Source organism: Neohoeflea coraliihabitans (assembly GCF_019334345.1).
Lineage (GTDB): Bacteria > Pseudomonadota > Alphaproteobacteria > Rhizobiales > Rhizobiaceae > Pseudohoeflea > Pseudohoeflea coraliihabitans.
Genome location: NZ_JAHWQX010000002.1, coordinates 224,162 through 238,947, shown reverse-complemented (window position 1 = coordinate 238,947; position 14,786 = coordinate 224,162). Strand labels below are relative to the sequence as shown.

The window sequence follows — 14,786 nt, the reverse complement described above, 5'->3', positions numbered from 1 at the left end:
GGCCCTGCGGCTCGCGGTCGGAATTTGGTGTTTTTTCGGCGTCCCGCATCATTTCAGCCCCTCGAGATAGCGGTCGAGCGCCGCCAGATCCTCGTCTGACAGCGAGGCGTAGGCCGGCATTCGGGCCCCCGGTTTCATGGCCGCCGCATGCGCCACCCAGGATTGCCGTTCGGCGCTTCTGTTATCAAATGAGCCGGCGCCGAGGGTCAGGCGGCTGCCGAAATGCGTGAGATCCGGGCCAATCTGCGCCTGCGCCGGCGTACCGCGCACCGCATGGCAGGCCCCGCAGCCTTGCGTCAAGAACACCTCCGCGCCGCGCCGTTCAGCCGCGGTCCTGGGTGCATCCGCCGGCTCGCGTTCGGCGGCGAGCCAGGCTTTGAACGCCGGTTCTTCCAGTACCACGGCGTCAAATGCCATCAGGGCGTGGCTTTCACCGCAAAACTCGGCGCAGACACCGCGAAACGTGCCGGTCTTCGTCGGCTCCAGCGCCATGCGCGTCGTTTGTCCCGGGATCATGTCGGTCTTGCCCGCCAGGGCCGGGATCCAGAAAGAGTGGATCACCCGATCTGCAGCCAGTACGATTTCCGTGCGCCGCCCTTTCGGCAGCCGGATCTCGTTGGCGCTGACCACCGTGTTCGCTTCATCGCCGTTCGCATCGAGATATTCGACCTTCCACCACCATTGCTTGCCCGTCACCCGAATGGTCAGGCCGTCGCCGGGCATCCGCTGGGCCGGCATCAGCGGCAATGTCCAGACAAGCAGGATACCGAGCACAATGACGGGGAAAATGCCCCCGCCGCCGATGATCAGGGCCTCGGCCCAGCGGCGCGACAGGGGGCGCGGATTCTGCTTGGTGATATAGACAAACAGCGCCATCACCAGGAGCCACAATATGGCGGCGCCGATGAACAGCACCCAGGCGAGTTGGGCGATCTGCTCCGCTTCGCGGCCCGCCGGCCGCATCACGTCGCCGAGGTCAAACAAGGCTGTGACGCCCTCGGTGAATTCGCCAAGATAGGACGGCGCGCTGCAGGCCGATAACCACGGCAAAAGCGCCGCCACAACGGCGGCACGCATGCGTCCGATCCTTGTTTTCCGGCGTGTCCCCGCCTTGATCACATGTGACCTCCAGACCCCTCAGTCTGCCGGTGAAAAGGCAGGTGCTGGAACGCTGGCTTTCTCGAAGCGGCCGACACCGGTCTTCCCGCAGGCCAACGTCAGGGAAAACCTAGCTCACCGCCAACGCCGGCGCCAATCTCCGCTGAAATTCAGCCGCCGCTGCGATTGCCCTTGCCCAGTTCCTCCTCAGCCCGGCGATCCTTATCCATCTTTTCCAGGCTGTCGACCACGCCGTCGTCGGCCTTCTTCTTGGCGTCGGGCTGGGCGTGCCGCTGGTTGTGGACATTCGATTGGTCATTGCCCTGCAAATCGTTGTCACCCATCTTCTGGTTGGCGAGATCGGTTTCGGTGAGTTTGTCATCGGCCATGGGCTTGCTCCACTTCAATCTTTCAGGGTTCTGAGAAACAACGTGCCGAACGGTGTGCGGTTCCCCGCGCTGCCGCTTGCCAGTAAAGGAACGCTGCACCCGCTCATACGTTTGGCTTTCACCACCCGCAGCTGCGCCTGTTCGTTCAAGCTGCTCGGCCAGCAGCAAACGAATGGGAAACCCGAGGTCCATGGGCGACATCAGAAAGATCATCGAGGCGCTGCATGACGCAGGCGAGGGGGACGACATTCGTGTCTCTGAAATCCTCGATACGGCCGGTGAACATTCACTGGTGCCGGTCCTCCTGATACCGGCCCTGCTTGTTGTCACGCCCTTGTCAGGCGTTCCCGGTGTGTCTTCCGCAATGGGCATTGCCATCGCGCTGATTTCCGCCCAGCTTCTCATCGGACGCAAGCATCTCTGGCTGCCCGGCTGGCTGATGCATCGACAGGTCTCGCGGCACAAATATCAAAAGGCACTCAACTGGATGGACAAGCCCGTCGCAGTCCTCGACAGCATCACTGCGCGCAGGCTGACGGTTCTCGTTCATCGGCCCATGGCATCCATCCTGCATCTGGCCTGTCTGTGCTGCGGATTGGCGATGCCGATGCTCGAACTCGTGCCGTTTTCATCATCGATTCTCGGGGCCGCCGTGTCGGTGATGGCCATTGCCCTGCTGGCACGCGACGGGCTGTTTGCCACTTTCGCCGTCCTGTTCATCGCCGCCGCCATTGCCGCACCGATCTATTTCGGTGTGTGAGCCGGTTGCGGACCTCACCCCTGTGCCCCGGAACAGTGCCCCGGAACGAAGCCGCACGGTCGACGTTAGTCCTTCGAATGATTTTCGAAAAACAGGCGAATCCTGCAGCGGGGAGCACTCATGAGTCTTATGCCGGAACGCGAAATCCGCGACGGACCGTTGGCCCCGCCAAGGCCCGAGAACGCCGATGGTGAAACACGCAGCGTCGGTGTGGAGATCGAATTTGCCGGGTTGCCGACCGCGCGGGCCGCCGAACTCACCGTCGAGGTGCTGGGCGGCACGCCGGACAAGCAGGATGACCACGCCATCATACTGCGCGACACGCAATTGGGTGACATCGAGATCATGCTTGACGCGCGCATCGCGCATATCGGCTCGAAGAAAAATGCCGCCGGCCGGCTGAAGCGCAAGTTCGGCGAGACGGTCGGCACCTTGATCAAGCCGGTGACGCCTCTCGAAATCGTCACGGCACCGGTGCCATGGGACGAACTGGGGCGCCTCGATCACCTCGCCGAGCGATTGGGCGAGGCCGGTGCGCGCGACACCCATCAGTCGGTTCTGTTCGCCTTCGGACTGCATCTCAATCCGGAAGTTGCCAGCAGCGATGTGGCGCACATCACGGCGATCATGAAAGCGTTTGCCCTGCTGCAGCCGGTCATCCGCCGCCACAGCGAGATCGATCAGACGCGCCAGCGCATGGGCTGGATCGGTGCCTGGCCGGCCGACTATGTGGAACTGTTGCTGGCCGCCGACTACTGGCCGGACCGGGCACGTCTGGCGGCCGACTACGTCGAAAATGTCGGTGGCCGTGATTTCGATCTCGACATGTTGCCGCTGTTCGCCGAGTTCGAACCGGCGGCGCTGCAAGACTTCAAGCTGAGTGACCTGGTCAAGGCGCGTCCCACCTTTCACTACCGCCTGCCCGACAGCAATTTCTCCGGGTCCGGCGGTCTGGTAACGGGCAACTGGAATGCCTGGGTTGCGGTGGAACGCCTTGCCGAGGATGATGCGCTTCTGGAAAAGCTGTGCATTGAGCGACGCTCGGCCGCCAGGGACAACTGGGCGGCGCGCATTGAAGAAATCCTCGACAAGACAAGGTTGCCGCAATGAGCCGGCCGCTCGTCGGGGTCACCACCTCCGTCAAGGGCAGTCTGACCTCCTGGTGGTTCAATGCACTGGCGGTCTGGCGGGCGGGCGGCAAGCCGCTGCGCCTGACAGCCAGCAGCCGCGAGCGCCCGCAGCTTGATGCGCTCATTGTTGGCGGCGGCGATGATATTTCCGCTTCCCTCTATGACGGCAAGATTGTCCCTGAAGCGCGCTTTGACGCTGACCGCGACCGACTCGAGCAGGACATGCTGGACCGCGCCGACGCACGCGGCATACCGGTGCTGGGCATCTGCCGCGGCGCTCAGATGATCAATGTGCATCGCGGCGGCGGCCTGCACCAGGAGATCTCTACCGTATGGCCGGAAGCGCCGACCGGACGCCAGCTGCTGCCGCGCAAGATGGTCACTATTGAGTCTCCGAGCCGGCTGGCCCGGCTCTTCGAAGTGAAGCGGTTGAAGGTCAACTCATTGCATCACCAGGCCATCGACCGCCTGGGCGAAGGGCTGCACGTCGTCGCCCACGATGAATTCGGCATCGTCCAGGCAATCGAGAGCACCACCAACGAGCAGTTCGTCCTCGGCGTCCAGTGGCATCCGGAGTACCTGCCGTTCTCCTCTGGCCATCAGCGGATTTTCTCGGCCTTGATCGATGCCGTTCCTGGTGCGGTGACCGGACAGCCGCTGGCTGCCCTCAACGCCTGAGCGTCAGATTTCCCAATCGACCCCATGCGGCCGGCTGTCGCGCTTTTTCTCGATGGAGATCAGCTCGTCCGCCTCTTCAAGATCCTCGGGGCGCGCCTCGTCCTCGTCGACGGCGCCAGGGTCGGTCAGGGCGAATGCGAAGAACATCGGAAAATGGTCCGATCCGACATGCTTCAGGCGCTTAAGTTTGAGCACACTGAAATGCGCCGAATGGAAGATATGATCGAGCGGCCAGCGCAGGAACGGGTAGCGGGCATCGAACGAATTGAACATGCCGCGGCCCTGGCGCGGATCAAGCAGCTTGGAAATGCGCAGGAAGCGGCGCGTTGTCAGCGACCAGGCCACGTCGTTGAGATCGCCGGTGACGATGATCGGTGAATCGATTTCGCGGGCAATCTCCGCCACCTTGGCAATCTCGGCATCGCGGCCATAGGTGTTGTCGGCGGGTATGGGCGGCTCCGGATGCAGCATGATCACCCGCACATCCGGTCCGCCTTTCGGGCCGGCGAGCGTCAAATGGATGCTGGGCACTTCCTCGTTGAGCAGATGCCGCACTTCGCATTCGAGCGGCTCCTCCCGGCTGGCAAACATCATTCCATAGCCGTTGGTCTGCGGTCGTTCGACCCGGTACTTGTAGGCCTCCAGCGCCGGCCGCATCGCCTCCACCCAGTCGGGTGTTGTCTCCATCAACAAGACGAGATCCGCATCTGCTTCGGTGATGCGGGCTTTCATGCGGTCAAATTCCCGGTTCGATTCCTTGACGTTGCAGGCCAGGATGGAAACCGTCCATGATGGCGCGCCTTCGGACAGGACTGGCGCATCCGGGGACTGCTTCGACCACAGTGGCGTGAAGCGAATGATGTGGAAGAGTTGCACGCCCAGCGCCACGACGCTCATCAGCGTGAACACGACTTGTGGCCAGCCCGTCAGGGTCAGCCCACAGCCAATAGCGGCAATCAGCGACAACGTTGCCAGCTGGCTGCGCGGGAATTCCAGCGTCCGGAAAAAGCCGTGCGCCAGCCGCACCGCCGGCAGGGCGGTGGCCAGCAGGCACAGCAATGACAGGGTGGCGAAAATGATGCCGGCAATAAAAATTGGGCTTCTCCAGATGAGGGCGCGAGGTGGGGGGCGAAGAGAGGACAGCTTGGTTCCTCTGTCCTATAAATCGCCGGTTGCCACTTCGTTCCAGCTTGGGCCGGATCGACCTTCATGTCCAGTCAGCCGCACATCGACCGACGCCCGGTTGCGCCGTCTGCACACGCGCTTTCTCTGGCGGGCAGCGGACCACCAAATCCCAAATTGGCGGATGCCGGCGCGCGCGCCGGGCGGCGCTGACATTGCAACGGCTTCCTTGCCAGGTTCGGCAGCTACCCAAGACGCCTGAGCGTTGCGGATGTAATATTGCAAACAAAAACAATCAGATAAAGCCACTTCGGGTTCGGCGCTGAATCTGCATCCACACGAGAATTTGTCCGATTACAGAGATGGGATTGACACCGCCGCGCGCCTGACCATAAATTGGTATTACCAAGGTAAGGGCAATATGATGAAAGCTGTGACCGAGACATCCAAGTCGGAAAAGATCATCGCCAGCATTCGCGATGCGATCATCACCGGCGCGCTGAAACCGGGAGACCGCCTGCTCAACGAGCGCGAACTGGCGCGCCAGCTCGATGTTGGCCGGCCGCTGCTGCGTGAGGTCATTCGTTCGCTGTCGATCCTTGGAATCCTCGAGACGCGCCAGGGCGACGGCACCTATGTCGGCCGCATCAGCATCGAGTCCTTTTCCGAGTATTTCACCTTCTACCTCGCTCAGAACAGCGATGCCCTGTCCGACATCATCCAGTCGCGCATCGCCATCGAGTCGCAGGCTGTCCGGCTGGCCTGCTCGTTCTCGACCTCCAGCGATCTCACCGTCATCGAACGGTGCCTGGCCGATCTGCACGACACCGCGCTCGACGCCACATCGGGTGCAGAAGCGGATTTCCGCTTTCACTGCGCGCTGGTCGAGGCCAGCCACAGCGCCTCCCTGATCACCGTCTATCGCGCGATTTCGGAACTGATGCGTCACAGCCATCTCAGCCGGCGCCGCAACACGACGATCAAGCCGGAACTGATCCCCGATCTCATCGAGTGCCACCGCGACATCTACAAGGCCATCATTCTCAGGGATGAGAACCTCGCCGAGCGCAAGCTGCGCGAACATTTCGATTTCTCCAGCAAGCTCGAGGCCGAGCAGAAGCTGGCAAACATCGTCGCCCACAAATCACAGACCGACGACTAGCAAGGTGTCGCGGCTGGAGGAGCAGCGACAACCCAATTCAACGCCATAAAGGAGGAGAACATGGCTCGAATGGAAACAACCACCTGGAAAGGCAAGGCTGCAGCCCTGCTGATCGGCAGCTGCGCTTTCGCACTCACCGCCGTCACCGCGGCACATGCTGCCGATGAGCAGATCACCCTCAACTACTCCGACACTGCCGGTCCTGCCGAAGCGCAGATCGCATTTGCCAAGCAGTTCTCGGAATATGCGGCCGAGATGTCCGACGGGTCCATCAAGATCGTCGTGCATCCGGGCGGCACGCTTGCCGGCTACAGCCTGGAGCCGGTTCGCGCCGGCATTGCCGACATCACGCAGGTTTCGCCGACCCTGGCCGCCGATGTCCTGCCGTGGATTTCGCTCCTTGAAGCGCCTTATCTGATTGAATCTGATGAGCATTTTGACAATGTCACAGCGCGTGACAGCGTCGTCTTCAAGGAAATCGAAGAGAAGATGATGGGCGACAACATCAAGTTGCTCGGCTTTTTCAACTTCGGCGTTCGCGATCTGACCATGAAGGAACCGGTGCTCAATCCGGACGAGCTTTCCGGCAAGCGCATGCGCGTTATTCCCTCGCCGCTGTGGAGCGACATGTGGAAGAACTTCGGCGCCGTGCCCGTACCGATGCCCAGCACCGAGACGGTTTCAGCCATCCTCACCAATGTCATTGAAGGCCAGGAAAATCAGTGGCATGACATCATTGGCAAGGGCATTTACGACGTCAACAAGTACCTGATGAAGACAGAGCACGTCGTTACCTTCGCCGGCGTCTGGATGAATGCCGGCAAGTGGAATTCCATGTCGGAAGACCAGCAGACGGCGCTCAACGACGCCTTCGACAAGGCCAAGACCTGGTTCCAGACCGAGTACAACCCGAAGAAGCTGGCCGAGTATGAAGACTTCCTGAAAGACAAGGGCGTGACCATCGTCCGCGAGGAGGACGGGCTCGACCGCCAGGCCTTCATCGATCAGGCCGACCAGCTCTATGTCGATTACAAGGACACCTGGGGCGACTGGGTGACGACCATCAAAGACATGAAATAAAGACGGCCGGGCCTCAAGGCCCGACCCTCTCACCAACCAATCAACCCTTATGAACCTGATCCGGCGGCCGGGACTTTCCCGGCGGCAAGCGCCAGCGCCTGTCCGCTGATCCCACGGGATCCTCGCAGGCCGCCGGATCGAAACCATCGGTGAACCCGTGTCGAAGTCCATCAATACCCAGAGCGTTGAACCGGTCCGCACTGTCCTGATCGGCTGCGGCGAGCATGCCACGGTCGTAATCCACACCTCGGCCAGCCTGATGCCAGGCATCGAGGTCGTGGCCGTCTGCGATCTTGACGCTCAGCGTGCTGCGAGCGCTTCGCGCCGCTTCGGCAGCTGTCCGCACTTCACCGACCCCGCCGCACTTCTTGAAAAGGTCGATGCCGAGGCCGCGATCATCGTCGCGCCGCCTTTCGTGCACGCTAAGCTGACCCGTCAGTGCATCGAGGCCGGTCTGCATGTCTTCATTGAAAAGCCGATGTTCGTTACGCCCGATGAGGTGGTTGCTGTCGAAAAGGCCGCCGCCGCCCGGCCCGACCTCAACGTCTCGGTCACCTTCAACAAGCGCTATTCGCCTTATGTCCAGGAAATCAAGTCGATCATCGGCCGCGAAGATTTCGGACAGCCCTCCTATTTCTTCGCGAAATTTGCCGGCGGCTACCGCAATGGCGCCACCGATCTGTTGCGTGTCGGCGCCATCCACTATTTCGATCTCGCCCGCTACCTCTTCGGTCCCTTGGCGCGCCTGTCGGCGATTTCCTACGAGAAGCAGCCCGGGCAGGCACACATCGCCGTCAATGTCGCGTTCGAGAGCGGCGCCGTCGGCAACTTCTTCCTCTCCTCGCTGGGCCTGTGGTCGGCAAAGGGCGCCGAATCCATGGAGATCCGCGGCGACCGGAATTTCATCACTCTGGTCAATCTGCGCGAGCTGACCTGGCAGAAGCCGCCGCTGTCGGTGCGCGGCAATGCGTCCTCGCACCAGTCCGGCGTCGAAATCCCTGCGCCGGCGCAATATCACGAGCCGAACTACAGCAATATCAGTCTGCTCGAGTATCAGAGCTTCCATCAGAACGGCTATTTCCCGCGCCTCGAAGCCTTCGTGGCCGACATCCGCGCCGGAACCAGGGAAGGGCCGGGGATTGACGCCAGCCGGTGCGCTCTCGAGGCGGCGATGGCGGTCGAGCAGAGCATCAACAACAACGGCGCCTATGTCGATCTCTGATCACGCCGCGGCGCCCACAGCCATTCAGACCATCGTTCAGGAATACGGAGTGAAGACATGAAAAAGGTAATCCAGAGAGAGCTCGAGAATTTCTACAAATCGGATTTCTGGCGCTCGTTTCTCGATGAGATCGAACTGAAGAAGGGTGTCCGTCACGCGCATCTGTCCGTGGATTCCTCGGTCCATCCCGCCAATCTTCTCTACCTGACGCGGGCCTATTTCAAGAAGCAGAACGAGCCGCTGCGGCGCTCGATCTGGCTGACCAGCGAGGGGCCGGGGTTTTCCAATTGCTATTACATTGCGCCGGAAACCCGCTGCCATTTCGAGATCATGCAGCGCTACAATCCTGAAGTGATCATCGAGCCGATGCCCCCCGAGGAGGCGATCGGCGGCAAGAACATCGACATCTGGGACGACGCCTACATGGCCGACTACTACAAGAAATTCGAGTTCCGGCCATTTGATGAAGCGGCCGAAAAGGAGGTCGATGACTTCTTTGAATCCTCCGCCTGGCACCGGCTTCTCGAATTGATGGTCTACAATGTCCAGCGCAACAAGCACGGGCATCTGGTGGTCCGCATGGGCGTTCATCCCGAAGAAGTTGCCAAGCGCGGGCTGGCCGCCCTGCGCAAGCGCGGCTGGGTCGTCGATCGGGCCGTTGACATCACCTTCCGCGGCGATGTCGGAGGCGCCCTGACCAGCGAGAACTTCGAATACAAGAAGATCACCTTCCTGCTGCAGCAGCCTGAAACGGTGCTCGAGATCGAGTGGGAATATGATCCGTCCGTGATCATCGAACCGCGCCCCTATGATGTGACGCGCCTGCTGACCATCGACAATATCCAGAAGGATCTCGGTGCGGTAGCTTATAACCGGCTGACTGAAAGCGAACTGAAAGAGGTTGTGGCACGCCTCTAGGGCCGGGTCTGAGAGGGGGCGTGGGAGAGCTGTTTCCGCGCCTCCTGCTCTGAGCGAAAAGCGGTTCGATAACGCAGATGCCACGTTGAAGGAGGGGTCATGAACCGGTTGCGCCAATTCGTCAGCATGTCGGCTGCCATCGTCGCGGCTTTCATGCTGTTCATCGCCACCTTCAGCGTCGTGGTCCAGATTATCATGCGCTACCAGAACAATCCCAACCTCTGGTCGATCGAATTGTCGCAATTCGCCGTCATCGCCATGGTCTTCATCGGCGCTGCCGCGGCGGCGCGCGACAGGCAGCATTTCCGCATTGACTACATTGCGGGATTGGTAGGCAGGCGCACCGAAAAGTGGTTCGATGTCGTCAGCCGTCTGGTCGGTCTGGCGACCCTGGCCGTGCTGGGCCTTTATGCGATCAGGATGCTCGAAAGTGTCATGAACACCTATTCGACCGCCGCCCAGATCCCGGTCCGCTATGTCTACTATCTGATGATTTACGGCATCGTCAGCTGGATCATCCTGCTGCTGCTCGAGTTTTTCATCCCCGATGCGGATGATCCGAAAGGTCTAGAGACCGCGCGGGCCGAGTTGCTGGCCGGCCAGTCCGACAAGGCCGGAGCACCGCAATGACCGGCGCCGCGATCCTTCTCGCCTTTGTGCTCCTGATGCTTGTTCAGGTGCCCATCGTGCTGGCTCTGATCGCCATCGCCTTCGCTTACTTCTATGTGAGCGGTTTTCCCCTGACCATCGTGCCCTACACGATGTACAAGACGCTCAACACCTTCACCATCGTCGCCATCCCGATGTTCATCTTCATGGGGGAATTGCTGTCGCGTTTCGGCTTCGCCGCCGACATCATTCGCATCACGCGGCGCATGTTTCGCGAGAAATTCGGTTATTCGCTGCGGCTGAACGTAATTCTCAGCCTGATCTTTTCGGGAATGTCCGGCTCGGCCATCGCCGACATCGGCGCCACCGGGCGCATGCTGATCAATGCCTCCGATCGCGAGGGCATCCGTAAGCCTTTCGCCGCCGGCCTGACCATGGCCAGCGCCACCATCGGGCCGATCTTTCCGCCGAGCATCCCGCTCCTGGTCTACGCCATTGCTGCCAATACCTCGAGCGTGCGCATGTTGATCGCCGGGGTGGTGCCCGCCATCGCCATCGCCGCCATCCTGTACATCTTCGTCAGCATCTACATCGCCATGCTGCGCCGTCGCCACACCAATGCGACTCCGACGCCGCAAGCTCTCAAGACGGACACGCACACCTCGGGCTCGTCCGGGACCGAGCCGGCAATCGGTGAGATCGGCGGCGCGGCGCAAACGCCGTTCTGGCGCGATCTGGCGCTGTCGCTGCCGACATTGTCGATCATTCCGGCCATCACCGGCGGCATGATCTTCGGCCTCCTCAGTCCCTCCGAGGTCGGCGCCGCGGCGGTGGTCTATATTCTCGTTCTGGCCTTCGCCTATGGCCGCTTCACCCTGGGCAAGATGTGGCTCGCCTTTCGCGCCGCGATCGTCAGTTCATCGGCCGTCGTCATCCTGCTGGCCGCCGGCTCGCTCTATTCGACCATCATGGTCAATGAGGGGATCAGCCAGCTTGCCGCTTCCGCCTTTGACAATATCGGCGACAATCCGCTGGTCTTCTTCCTGATCATCAATCTGCTGCTGATCATCGTCGGCATGTTCATCGATGGCCTGACGATCATCATCCTGCTGACGCCGGTCCTGATGCCGATCGCCCTGTCGCTCGGCATCCAGCCCGAGCAACTGGGCATCGTCATGGTCTTCAACACCATGATCGGCATGATGACGCCGCCCTTCGGGCTCAGCATTTTCGCCGTGGCCTCGGTCAGCGGCCTCAAGCTTGGCGAGATCCTGCGTTCGATCCTGCCGTTTTATGCGGTCATGCTTGTCTGTCTGTTCGCCCTGTCCGCCGTGCCGGCAATCTCGCAATGGCTGCCGGGCACCGTTTTCCAGTAATGCCGCAGCGCCAGGAGCCTGTTCAATGACCGTTGACAATCCGATGATTGCAAAAATGCGGGCAGGGGAGACCGCCATCGGTCTGGGTGTCACCTTGCCGCCCGCCGCGCAGGTCCCGATGTTCGCCCGCCAGTCGGGTTTCGACTGGGCTTTCATCGACCTTGAGCACACGCTTCTCAGTCCCGAGACCGTCGCCACGCTTGCACATCTGCTCGCTCTGCAGCAAATCACCCCTCTCGCCCGCATTCCCAAAAACGGCTTGTTTGATGTCGCCCGCCTGCTCGACAGCGGCGTCAGTGGGATCATCCGCCCGCATGTCGAGACCTCGGACGAAGCGCGCGAACTGGTGCAATTGTGTAAATATGCGCCCCTTGGCCAGCGCTCCTGGGGCGGGGCCTCGCCACAACTGGGCTATCCGCAAAAACCCTCGGGTGAATTGATGGAGGCTGGCAACGCGGCCACGCTCGCCGCCGTGATGATCGAATCGGCGCGCGGTATCGACGCGATCGATGACATTGTCGGCGTGCACGGCCTCGACGCCGTCCTGATCGGCTGCGTCGATCTGTCGATCGACCTCGGCGTCATGGGTCGCAGCGATGCGCCACAGATGGTCGACGCCATCGCCCGCATCGGCTGCGCCACGCGTGCGGCCGGAAAATATTTCGGCCTTGCCGGCGCCTCGTCTCCGGCTGTCTTGACGCGCGATCCCGAAGGGCCGGTGGACTTTGCGCTGGTCGGCATGGATTATCGCATCCTCGCTGCCGCACTCGGCGCGCGCGCAGCGCAATGGCGCGCCGCACCCGATGCGGGCACAAGCGCGACGGAAATTTAAGAGGACGCCAAACCCCAGCCAGGGCGAGCCTGTCACGGCCCGATGCGGACCGCAGGCACGGAAAGGAAACGCATGACCAAGTCCATTCTCGTCACCGGCGCCAGTTCCGGCATCGGCAGGGCCATTGCCGAACGCTTTCTCGGCGCAGGCTGGCAGGTCGGATTGCTGGCGCGCCGCGCCGATCTGCTCGAAGAAATCGCCGCTGACCATCCTGAGGCGCTTGTCCTGGCCTGCGACGTCACGGATGCGGCGGCTGTCGAACAGGCCTTCGCGCGCCACGTCGAGGCCTTTGGGCGGCTCGACGTCCTGTTCAACAATGCCGGCATTTTCACGCCCGCCGGACCAATCGACGAGATTCCCATCGAGGACTGGTCGAAAGCGCTCGCCGTCAATCTGTCGGGAATGTTTTACTGCGCCCGCGCCGCCTTCGCACAGATGCGCCGCCAGGCCCCGCAAGGCGGGCGCATCATCAACAATGGCTCGATCTCGGCCCACACGCCGCGTCCCGGCGCCGTCACCTACACCACCACGAAGCACGGTGTTACCGGCCTGACCCGACAGCTGGCGCTGGATGGCCGGCCGTTCGACATCGCCTGCGGCCAGATCGACATCGGCAATGCCCTGACACCGCTGCTCGACGATATCGCCGCCCAGGCGCGCCAGAAGGGCGAGAAGGAGCCGCCGAGCTTCGATATCGCACATGTCGCCGACGCGGTCATGCAGATGGCCGAACTGCCCCTGTCGGCCAATGTGCTGTTCCAGACGCTGATGGCCACCCAGATGCCCTATGTCGGGCGTGGCTGAGACGAACCTCGGGCTCCCTGGCTCGGGTCCCGGCCCTAGCGCTGCGAGACATGCCAGGGCAGCATCAGCCGCTCGGCAAAATCGACCATGTAGAACAGCACGGTGCCCATCAGGCCCAGCAGCACCAGCGAGACGAAGACGCGCGTCGTGTCGAACTGACCCTGGGCGACGAGCACCAGAAAGCCCAGCCCGTTGCCGCCGGCAACGAACTCCCCGACGATGGCCCCGACCAGCGCGAACGAGATCGCCACCTTCATTCCGGCAAACAGGCTCGGCAGCGCGTTCGGCAGCCGGATCTTGTAGAGCACCTGGAAATTCGAGGCGCGACCGGCCCGCGCCAGATTGATCATGTCCGGATCGACCGAGCGCAGTCCGAGCACCGTGTCGATGACGATCGGGAAGATCGCCAGCATCACGGCGACCGCCAGCTTTGGCTCCAGCCCGGTGCCCAGCCAGATCACGAAAAGCGGCGCCAGCGCCACTTTCGGGACCGAGTTGAGAGCCACCAGCAGCGTGTAGATGGTTCGCTCGAGCAGCGTTGATTGAACAATGCCGATCGACAGGATGACGCCGAGCACCACCGAGATCGCGAACGCCATGGCGGTCGTGCTCAGCGTGTACAGCATGTGGCGCAGGAACGTCTCGGGCGTCGACATGAAGTTCGCCCAGATATCCGTCGGCGCCGGAAGCAGGATGGCCGGCGGCTGGAAGAACCACACGCCCGCTTCCCAGATGACCACCGTGACGAGGAGGACGAGAATGACATCGCGGGCCCGCGTGTCATGCACCATCTTGTTGTAAAACCAGTTGATCATTCCTGGACAATCCCCAGTTCGGCGAAGTGGTGCCGGATGCGGTGCGTATATTCGCCAAATGCCGCTGATTCCCGCACCGCCAGGGCGCGGGGACGAGGCAGATCGATGTCGATGATGTCGACGATCTGTCCCGGACTGCGCGACATCAGGACGACGCGGTCGGAGAGGAAGACCGCCTCCTGGATGGAATGGGTGATGAACATCACCGTCTTGTTGGTGCCCTGCCAGATCCGCGCCAGCTCGACATTGAGATCGTCGCGGGTCATCGCGTCGAGGGCACCGAACGGCTCGTCCATCAAGAGAAGTTCCGGCTCGCACAACAAGGCGCGGCAGATCGAGGCGCGTTGGCGCATGCCGCCCGACAATTCCCAGGGGTGCCGGTCTTCGAATCCGGCCAGTCCGAAACGCTCGAGCAATTGCTGTGCCTTCGGACGATAGTCGGCGCGCTTCAGGCCGAGAAATTCGGCCTGCAGCAGGACATTGTCGAGAATGGTCCGCCAATCGAGCAGAACATCGCGCTGGAACACCACGCCGAGGGCGGCAGGCGGACCATCATGCGGCGTTCCTTTGACCGCGATATCGCCAGACGTGATATCTTCAAGGCCGGCGACACATTTCAAAAGCGTGCTCTTGCCGCAGCCGCTCGGTCCGACAATGCTGACAAACTCACCCGGAGAAATGTCGAGATTGATATCCTGCAGCGCTGTCACATCGCCGTGCGGAGAAGGATAAACCTTCCCCACACGGTTGATCGCCAGGTGCGGAATTGCTGAAGCTGACGCCACGGCGCT

At 61.7% G+C, this 14,786-nt stretch carries 16 protein-coding genes; 11 read left to right on the top strand and 5 right to left on the bottom strand.

Annotated features, from left to right (window positions below; all coding sequences use genetic code 11):
* Positions 1 to 48 precede the first annotated feature (48 nt).
* Both coxB and KY465_RS07185 read right to left on the bottom strand, forming a co-directional pair.
* On the bottom strand, positions 49 to 1,077 hold the full coding sequence (coxB, locus tag KY465_RS07190) for a cytochrome c oxidase subunit II (RefSeq protein WP_255561516.1): 1,029 nt from the start codon (positions 1,075 to 1,077) through the stop codon (positions 49 to 51).
* Between the two features lie 191 nt (positions 1,078 to 1,268).
* Positions 1,269 to 1,688: a hypothetical protein gene (locus KY465_RS07185; protein ID WP_219201005.1), complete on the bottom strand. Its 420-nt coding sequence runs from the start codon at positions 1,686 to 1,688 to the stop codon at positions 1,269 to 1,271.
* Here KY465_RS07185 and KY465_RS07180 point away from each other — a divergent pair.
* From KY465_RS07180 to KY465_RS07170, 3 genes are all read left to right on the top strand, one after another.
* Positions 1,678 to 2,247 (top strand): exopolysaccharide biosynthesis protein, encoded by a 570-nt coding sequence (locus KY465_RS07180; RefSeq protein ID WP_219201004.1) that lies wholly within the window; start codon positions 1,678 to 1,680, stop codon positions 2,245 to 2,247. The two genes, KY465_RS07185 and KY465_RS07180, sit on opposite strands and share 11 nt — an antisense overlap.
* A gap of 120 nt (positions 2,248 to 2,367) precedes the next feature.
* On the top strand, positions 2,368 to 3,357 hold the full coding sequence (locus KY465_RS07175; protein WP_219201003.1) for an amidoligase family protein: 990 nt from the start codon (positions 2,368 to 2,370) through the stop codon (positions 3,355 to 3,357).
* Entirely contained in the window at positions 3,354 to 4,055 is a 702-nt protein-coding gene (locus tag KY465_RS07170; protein WP_219201002.1) for a gamma-glutamyl-gamma-aminobutyrate hydrolase family protein, read from the top strand. Before KY465_RS07175 ends, KY465_RS07170 begins: the two co-directional genes overlap by 4 nt.
* Before the next feature lie 3 nt (positions 4,056 to 4,058).
* Here KY465_RS07170 and KY465_RS07165 read toward each other — a convergent pair whose 3' ends face one another.
* Complete coding sequence (locus tag KY465_RS07165) at positions 4,059 to 5,114, bottom strand: endonuclease/exonuclease/phosphatase family protein (protein WP_219201001.1); 1,056 nt, start codon at positions 5,112 to 5,114, stop codon at positions 4,059 to 4,061.
* A 487-nt stretch (positions 5,115 to 5,601) separates the two neighbouring features.
* Between KY465_RS07165 and KY465_RS07160 the strand changes: the two genes are divergently transcribed.
* From KY465_RS07160 to KY465_RS07125, 8 genes are all read left to right on the top strand, one after another.
* Positions 5,602 to 6,339, top strand: coding sequence for a FadR/GntR family transcriptional regulator (locus tag KY465_RS07160; protein WP_219201000.1), 738 nt, complete (start codon positions 5,602 to 5,604; stop codon positions 6,337 to 6,339).
* A 60-nt stretch (positions 6,340 to 6,399) separates the two neighbouring features.
* A complete protein-coding gene (locus KY465_RS07155) occupies positions 6,400 to 7,419 on the top strand; it encodes a TRAP transporter substrate-binding protein (RefSeq protein WP_219200999.1) in 1,020 nt (339 codons plus the stop codon).
* A gap of 157 nt (positions 7,420 to 7,576) precedes the next feature.
* Positions 7,577 to 8,641 carry a Gfo/Idh/MocA family oxidoreductase gene (locus KY465_RS07150; RefSeq protein WP_219200998.1) on the top strand — a complete coding sequence of 355 codons (1,065 nt, stop codon included), beginning with the start codon at positions 7,577 to 7,579 and terminating at the stop codon, positions 8,639 to 8,641.
* Between the two features lie 57 nt (positions 8,642 to 8,698).
* Complete coding sequence (locus KY465_RS07145; protein WP_219200997.1) at positions 8,699 to 9,559, top strand: hypothetical protein; 861 nt, start codon at positions 8,699 to 8,701, stop codon at positions 9,557 to 9,559.
* Positions 9,560 to 9,658: 99 nt separating this feature from the next.
* Positions 9,659 to 10,189: a TRAP transporter small permease gene (locus tag KY465_RS07140; RefSeq protein ID WP_219200996.1), complete on the top strand. Its 531-nt coding sequence runs from the start codon at positions 9,659 to 9,661 to the stop codon at positions 10,187 to 10,189.
* Positions 10,186 to 11,544, top strand: coding sequence for a TRAP transporter large permease (locus KY465_RS07135; protein ID WP_219200995.1), 1,359 nt, complete (start codon positions 10,186 to 10,188; stop codon positions 11,542 to 11,544). The genes KY465_RS07140 and KY465_RS07135 overlap by 4 nt, the downstream gene beginning before the upstream one ends.
* Before the next feature lie 25 nt (positions 11,545 to 11,569).
* Positions 11,570 to 12,376 (top strand): HpcH/HpaI aldolase family protein, encoded by an 807-nt coding sequence (locus KY465_RS07130; protein WP_219200994.1) that lies wholly within the window; start codon positions 11,570 to 11,572, stop codon positions 12,374 to 12,376.
* 72 nt (positions 12,377 to 12,448) lie between these two features.
* Positions 12,449 to 13,180 carry an SDR family oxidoreductase gene (locus KY465_RS07125; protein WP_219200993.1) on the top strand — a complete coding sequence of 244 codons (732 nt, stop codon included), beginning with the start codon at positions 12,449 to 12,451 and terminating at the stop codon, positions 13,178 to 13,180.
* A gap of 35 nt (positions 13,181 to 13,215) precedes the next feature.
* Here KY465_RS07125 and KY465_RS07120 read toward each other — a convergent pair whose 3' ends face one another.
* Together KY465_RS07120 and KY465_RS07115 are read right to left on the bottom strand one after the other, a co-directional pair.
* Entirely contained in the window at positions 13,216 to 13,995 is a 780-nt protein-coding gene (locus tag KY465_RS07120) for an ABC transporter permease (protein ID WP_219200992.1), read from the bottom strand.
* On the bottom strand, positions 13,992 to 14,780 hold the full coding sequence (locus KY465_RS07115) for an ABC transporter ATP-binding protein (RefSeq protein ID WP_346432608.1): 789 nt from the start codon (positions 14,778 to 14,780) through the stop codon (positions 13,992 to 13,994). The genes KY465_RS07120 and KY465_RS07115 overlap by 4 nt, the downstream gene beginning before the upstream one ends.
* Between the last annotated feature and the right edge of the window lie 6 nt (positions 14,781 to 14,786).

Bases quoted from the DNA above. Each gene is read 5' to 3' on its own strand.
- KY465_RS07160 (WP_219201000.1), top strand. From the start codon at position 5,602: ATGAAAGCTGTGACCGAGACATCCAAGTCGGAAAAGATCATCGCCAGC.
- KY465_RS07185 (WP_219201005.1), bottom strand. From the start codon at position 1,688: ATGTCGCCCATGGACCTCGGGTTTCCCATTCGTTTGCTGCTGGCCGAG.
- coxB (WP_255561516.1), bottom strand. From the start codon at position 1,077: ATGCGTGCCGCCGTTGTGGCGGCGCTTTTGCCGTGGTTATCGGCCTGC.
- KY465_RS07155 (WP_219200999.1), top strand. From the start codon at position 6,400: ATGGCTCGAATGGAAACAACCACCTGGAAAGGCAAGGCTGCAGCCCTG.
- KY465_RS07120 (WP_219200992.1), bottom strand. From the start codon at position 13,995: ATGATCAACTGGTTTTACAACAAGATGGTGCATGACACGCGGGCCCGC.
- KY465_RS07145 (WP_219200997.1), top strand. From the start codon at position 8,699: ATGAAAAAGGTAATCCAGAGAGAGCTCGAGAATTTCTACAAATCGGAT.
- KY465_RS07125 (WP_219200993.1), top strand. From the start codon at position 12,449: ATGACCAAGTCCATTCTCGTCACCGGCGCCAGTTCCGGCATCGGCAGG.
- KY465_RS07130 (WP_219200994.1), top strand. From the start codon at position 11,570: ATGACCGTTGACAATCCGATGATTGCAAAAATGCGGGCAGGGGAGACC.
- KY465_RS07180 (WP_219201004.1), top strand. From the start codon at position 1,678: ATGGGCGACATCAGAAAGATCATCGAGGCGCTGCATGACGCAGGCGAG.
- KY465_RS07135 (WP_219200995.1), top strand. From the start codon at position 10,186: ATGACCGGCGCCGCGATCCTTCTCGCCTTTGTGCTCCTGATGCTTGTT.
- KY465_RS07170 (WP_219201002.1), top strand. From the start codon at position 3,354: ATGAGCCGGCCGCTCGTCGGGGTCACCACCTCCGTCAAGGGCAGTCTG.
- KY465_RS07140 (WP_219200996.1), top strand. From the start codon at position 9,659: ATGAACCGGTTGCGCCAATTCGTCAGCATGTCGGCTGCCATCGTCGCG.
- KY465_RS07175 (WP_219201003.1), top strand. From the start codon at position 2,368: ATGAGTCTTATGCCGGAACGCGAAATCCGCGACGGACCGTTGGCCCCG.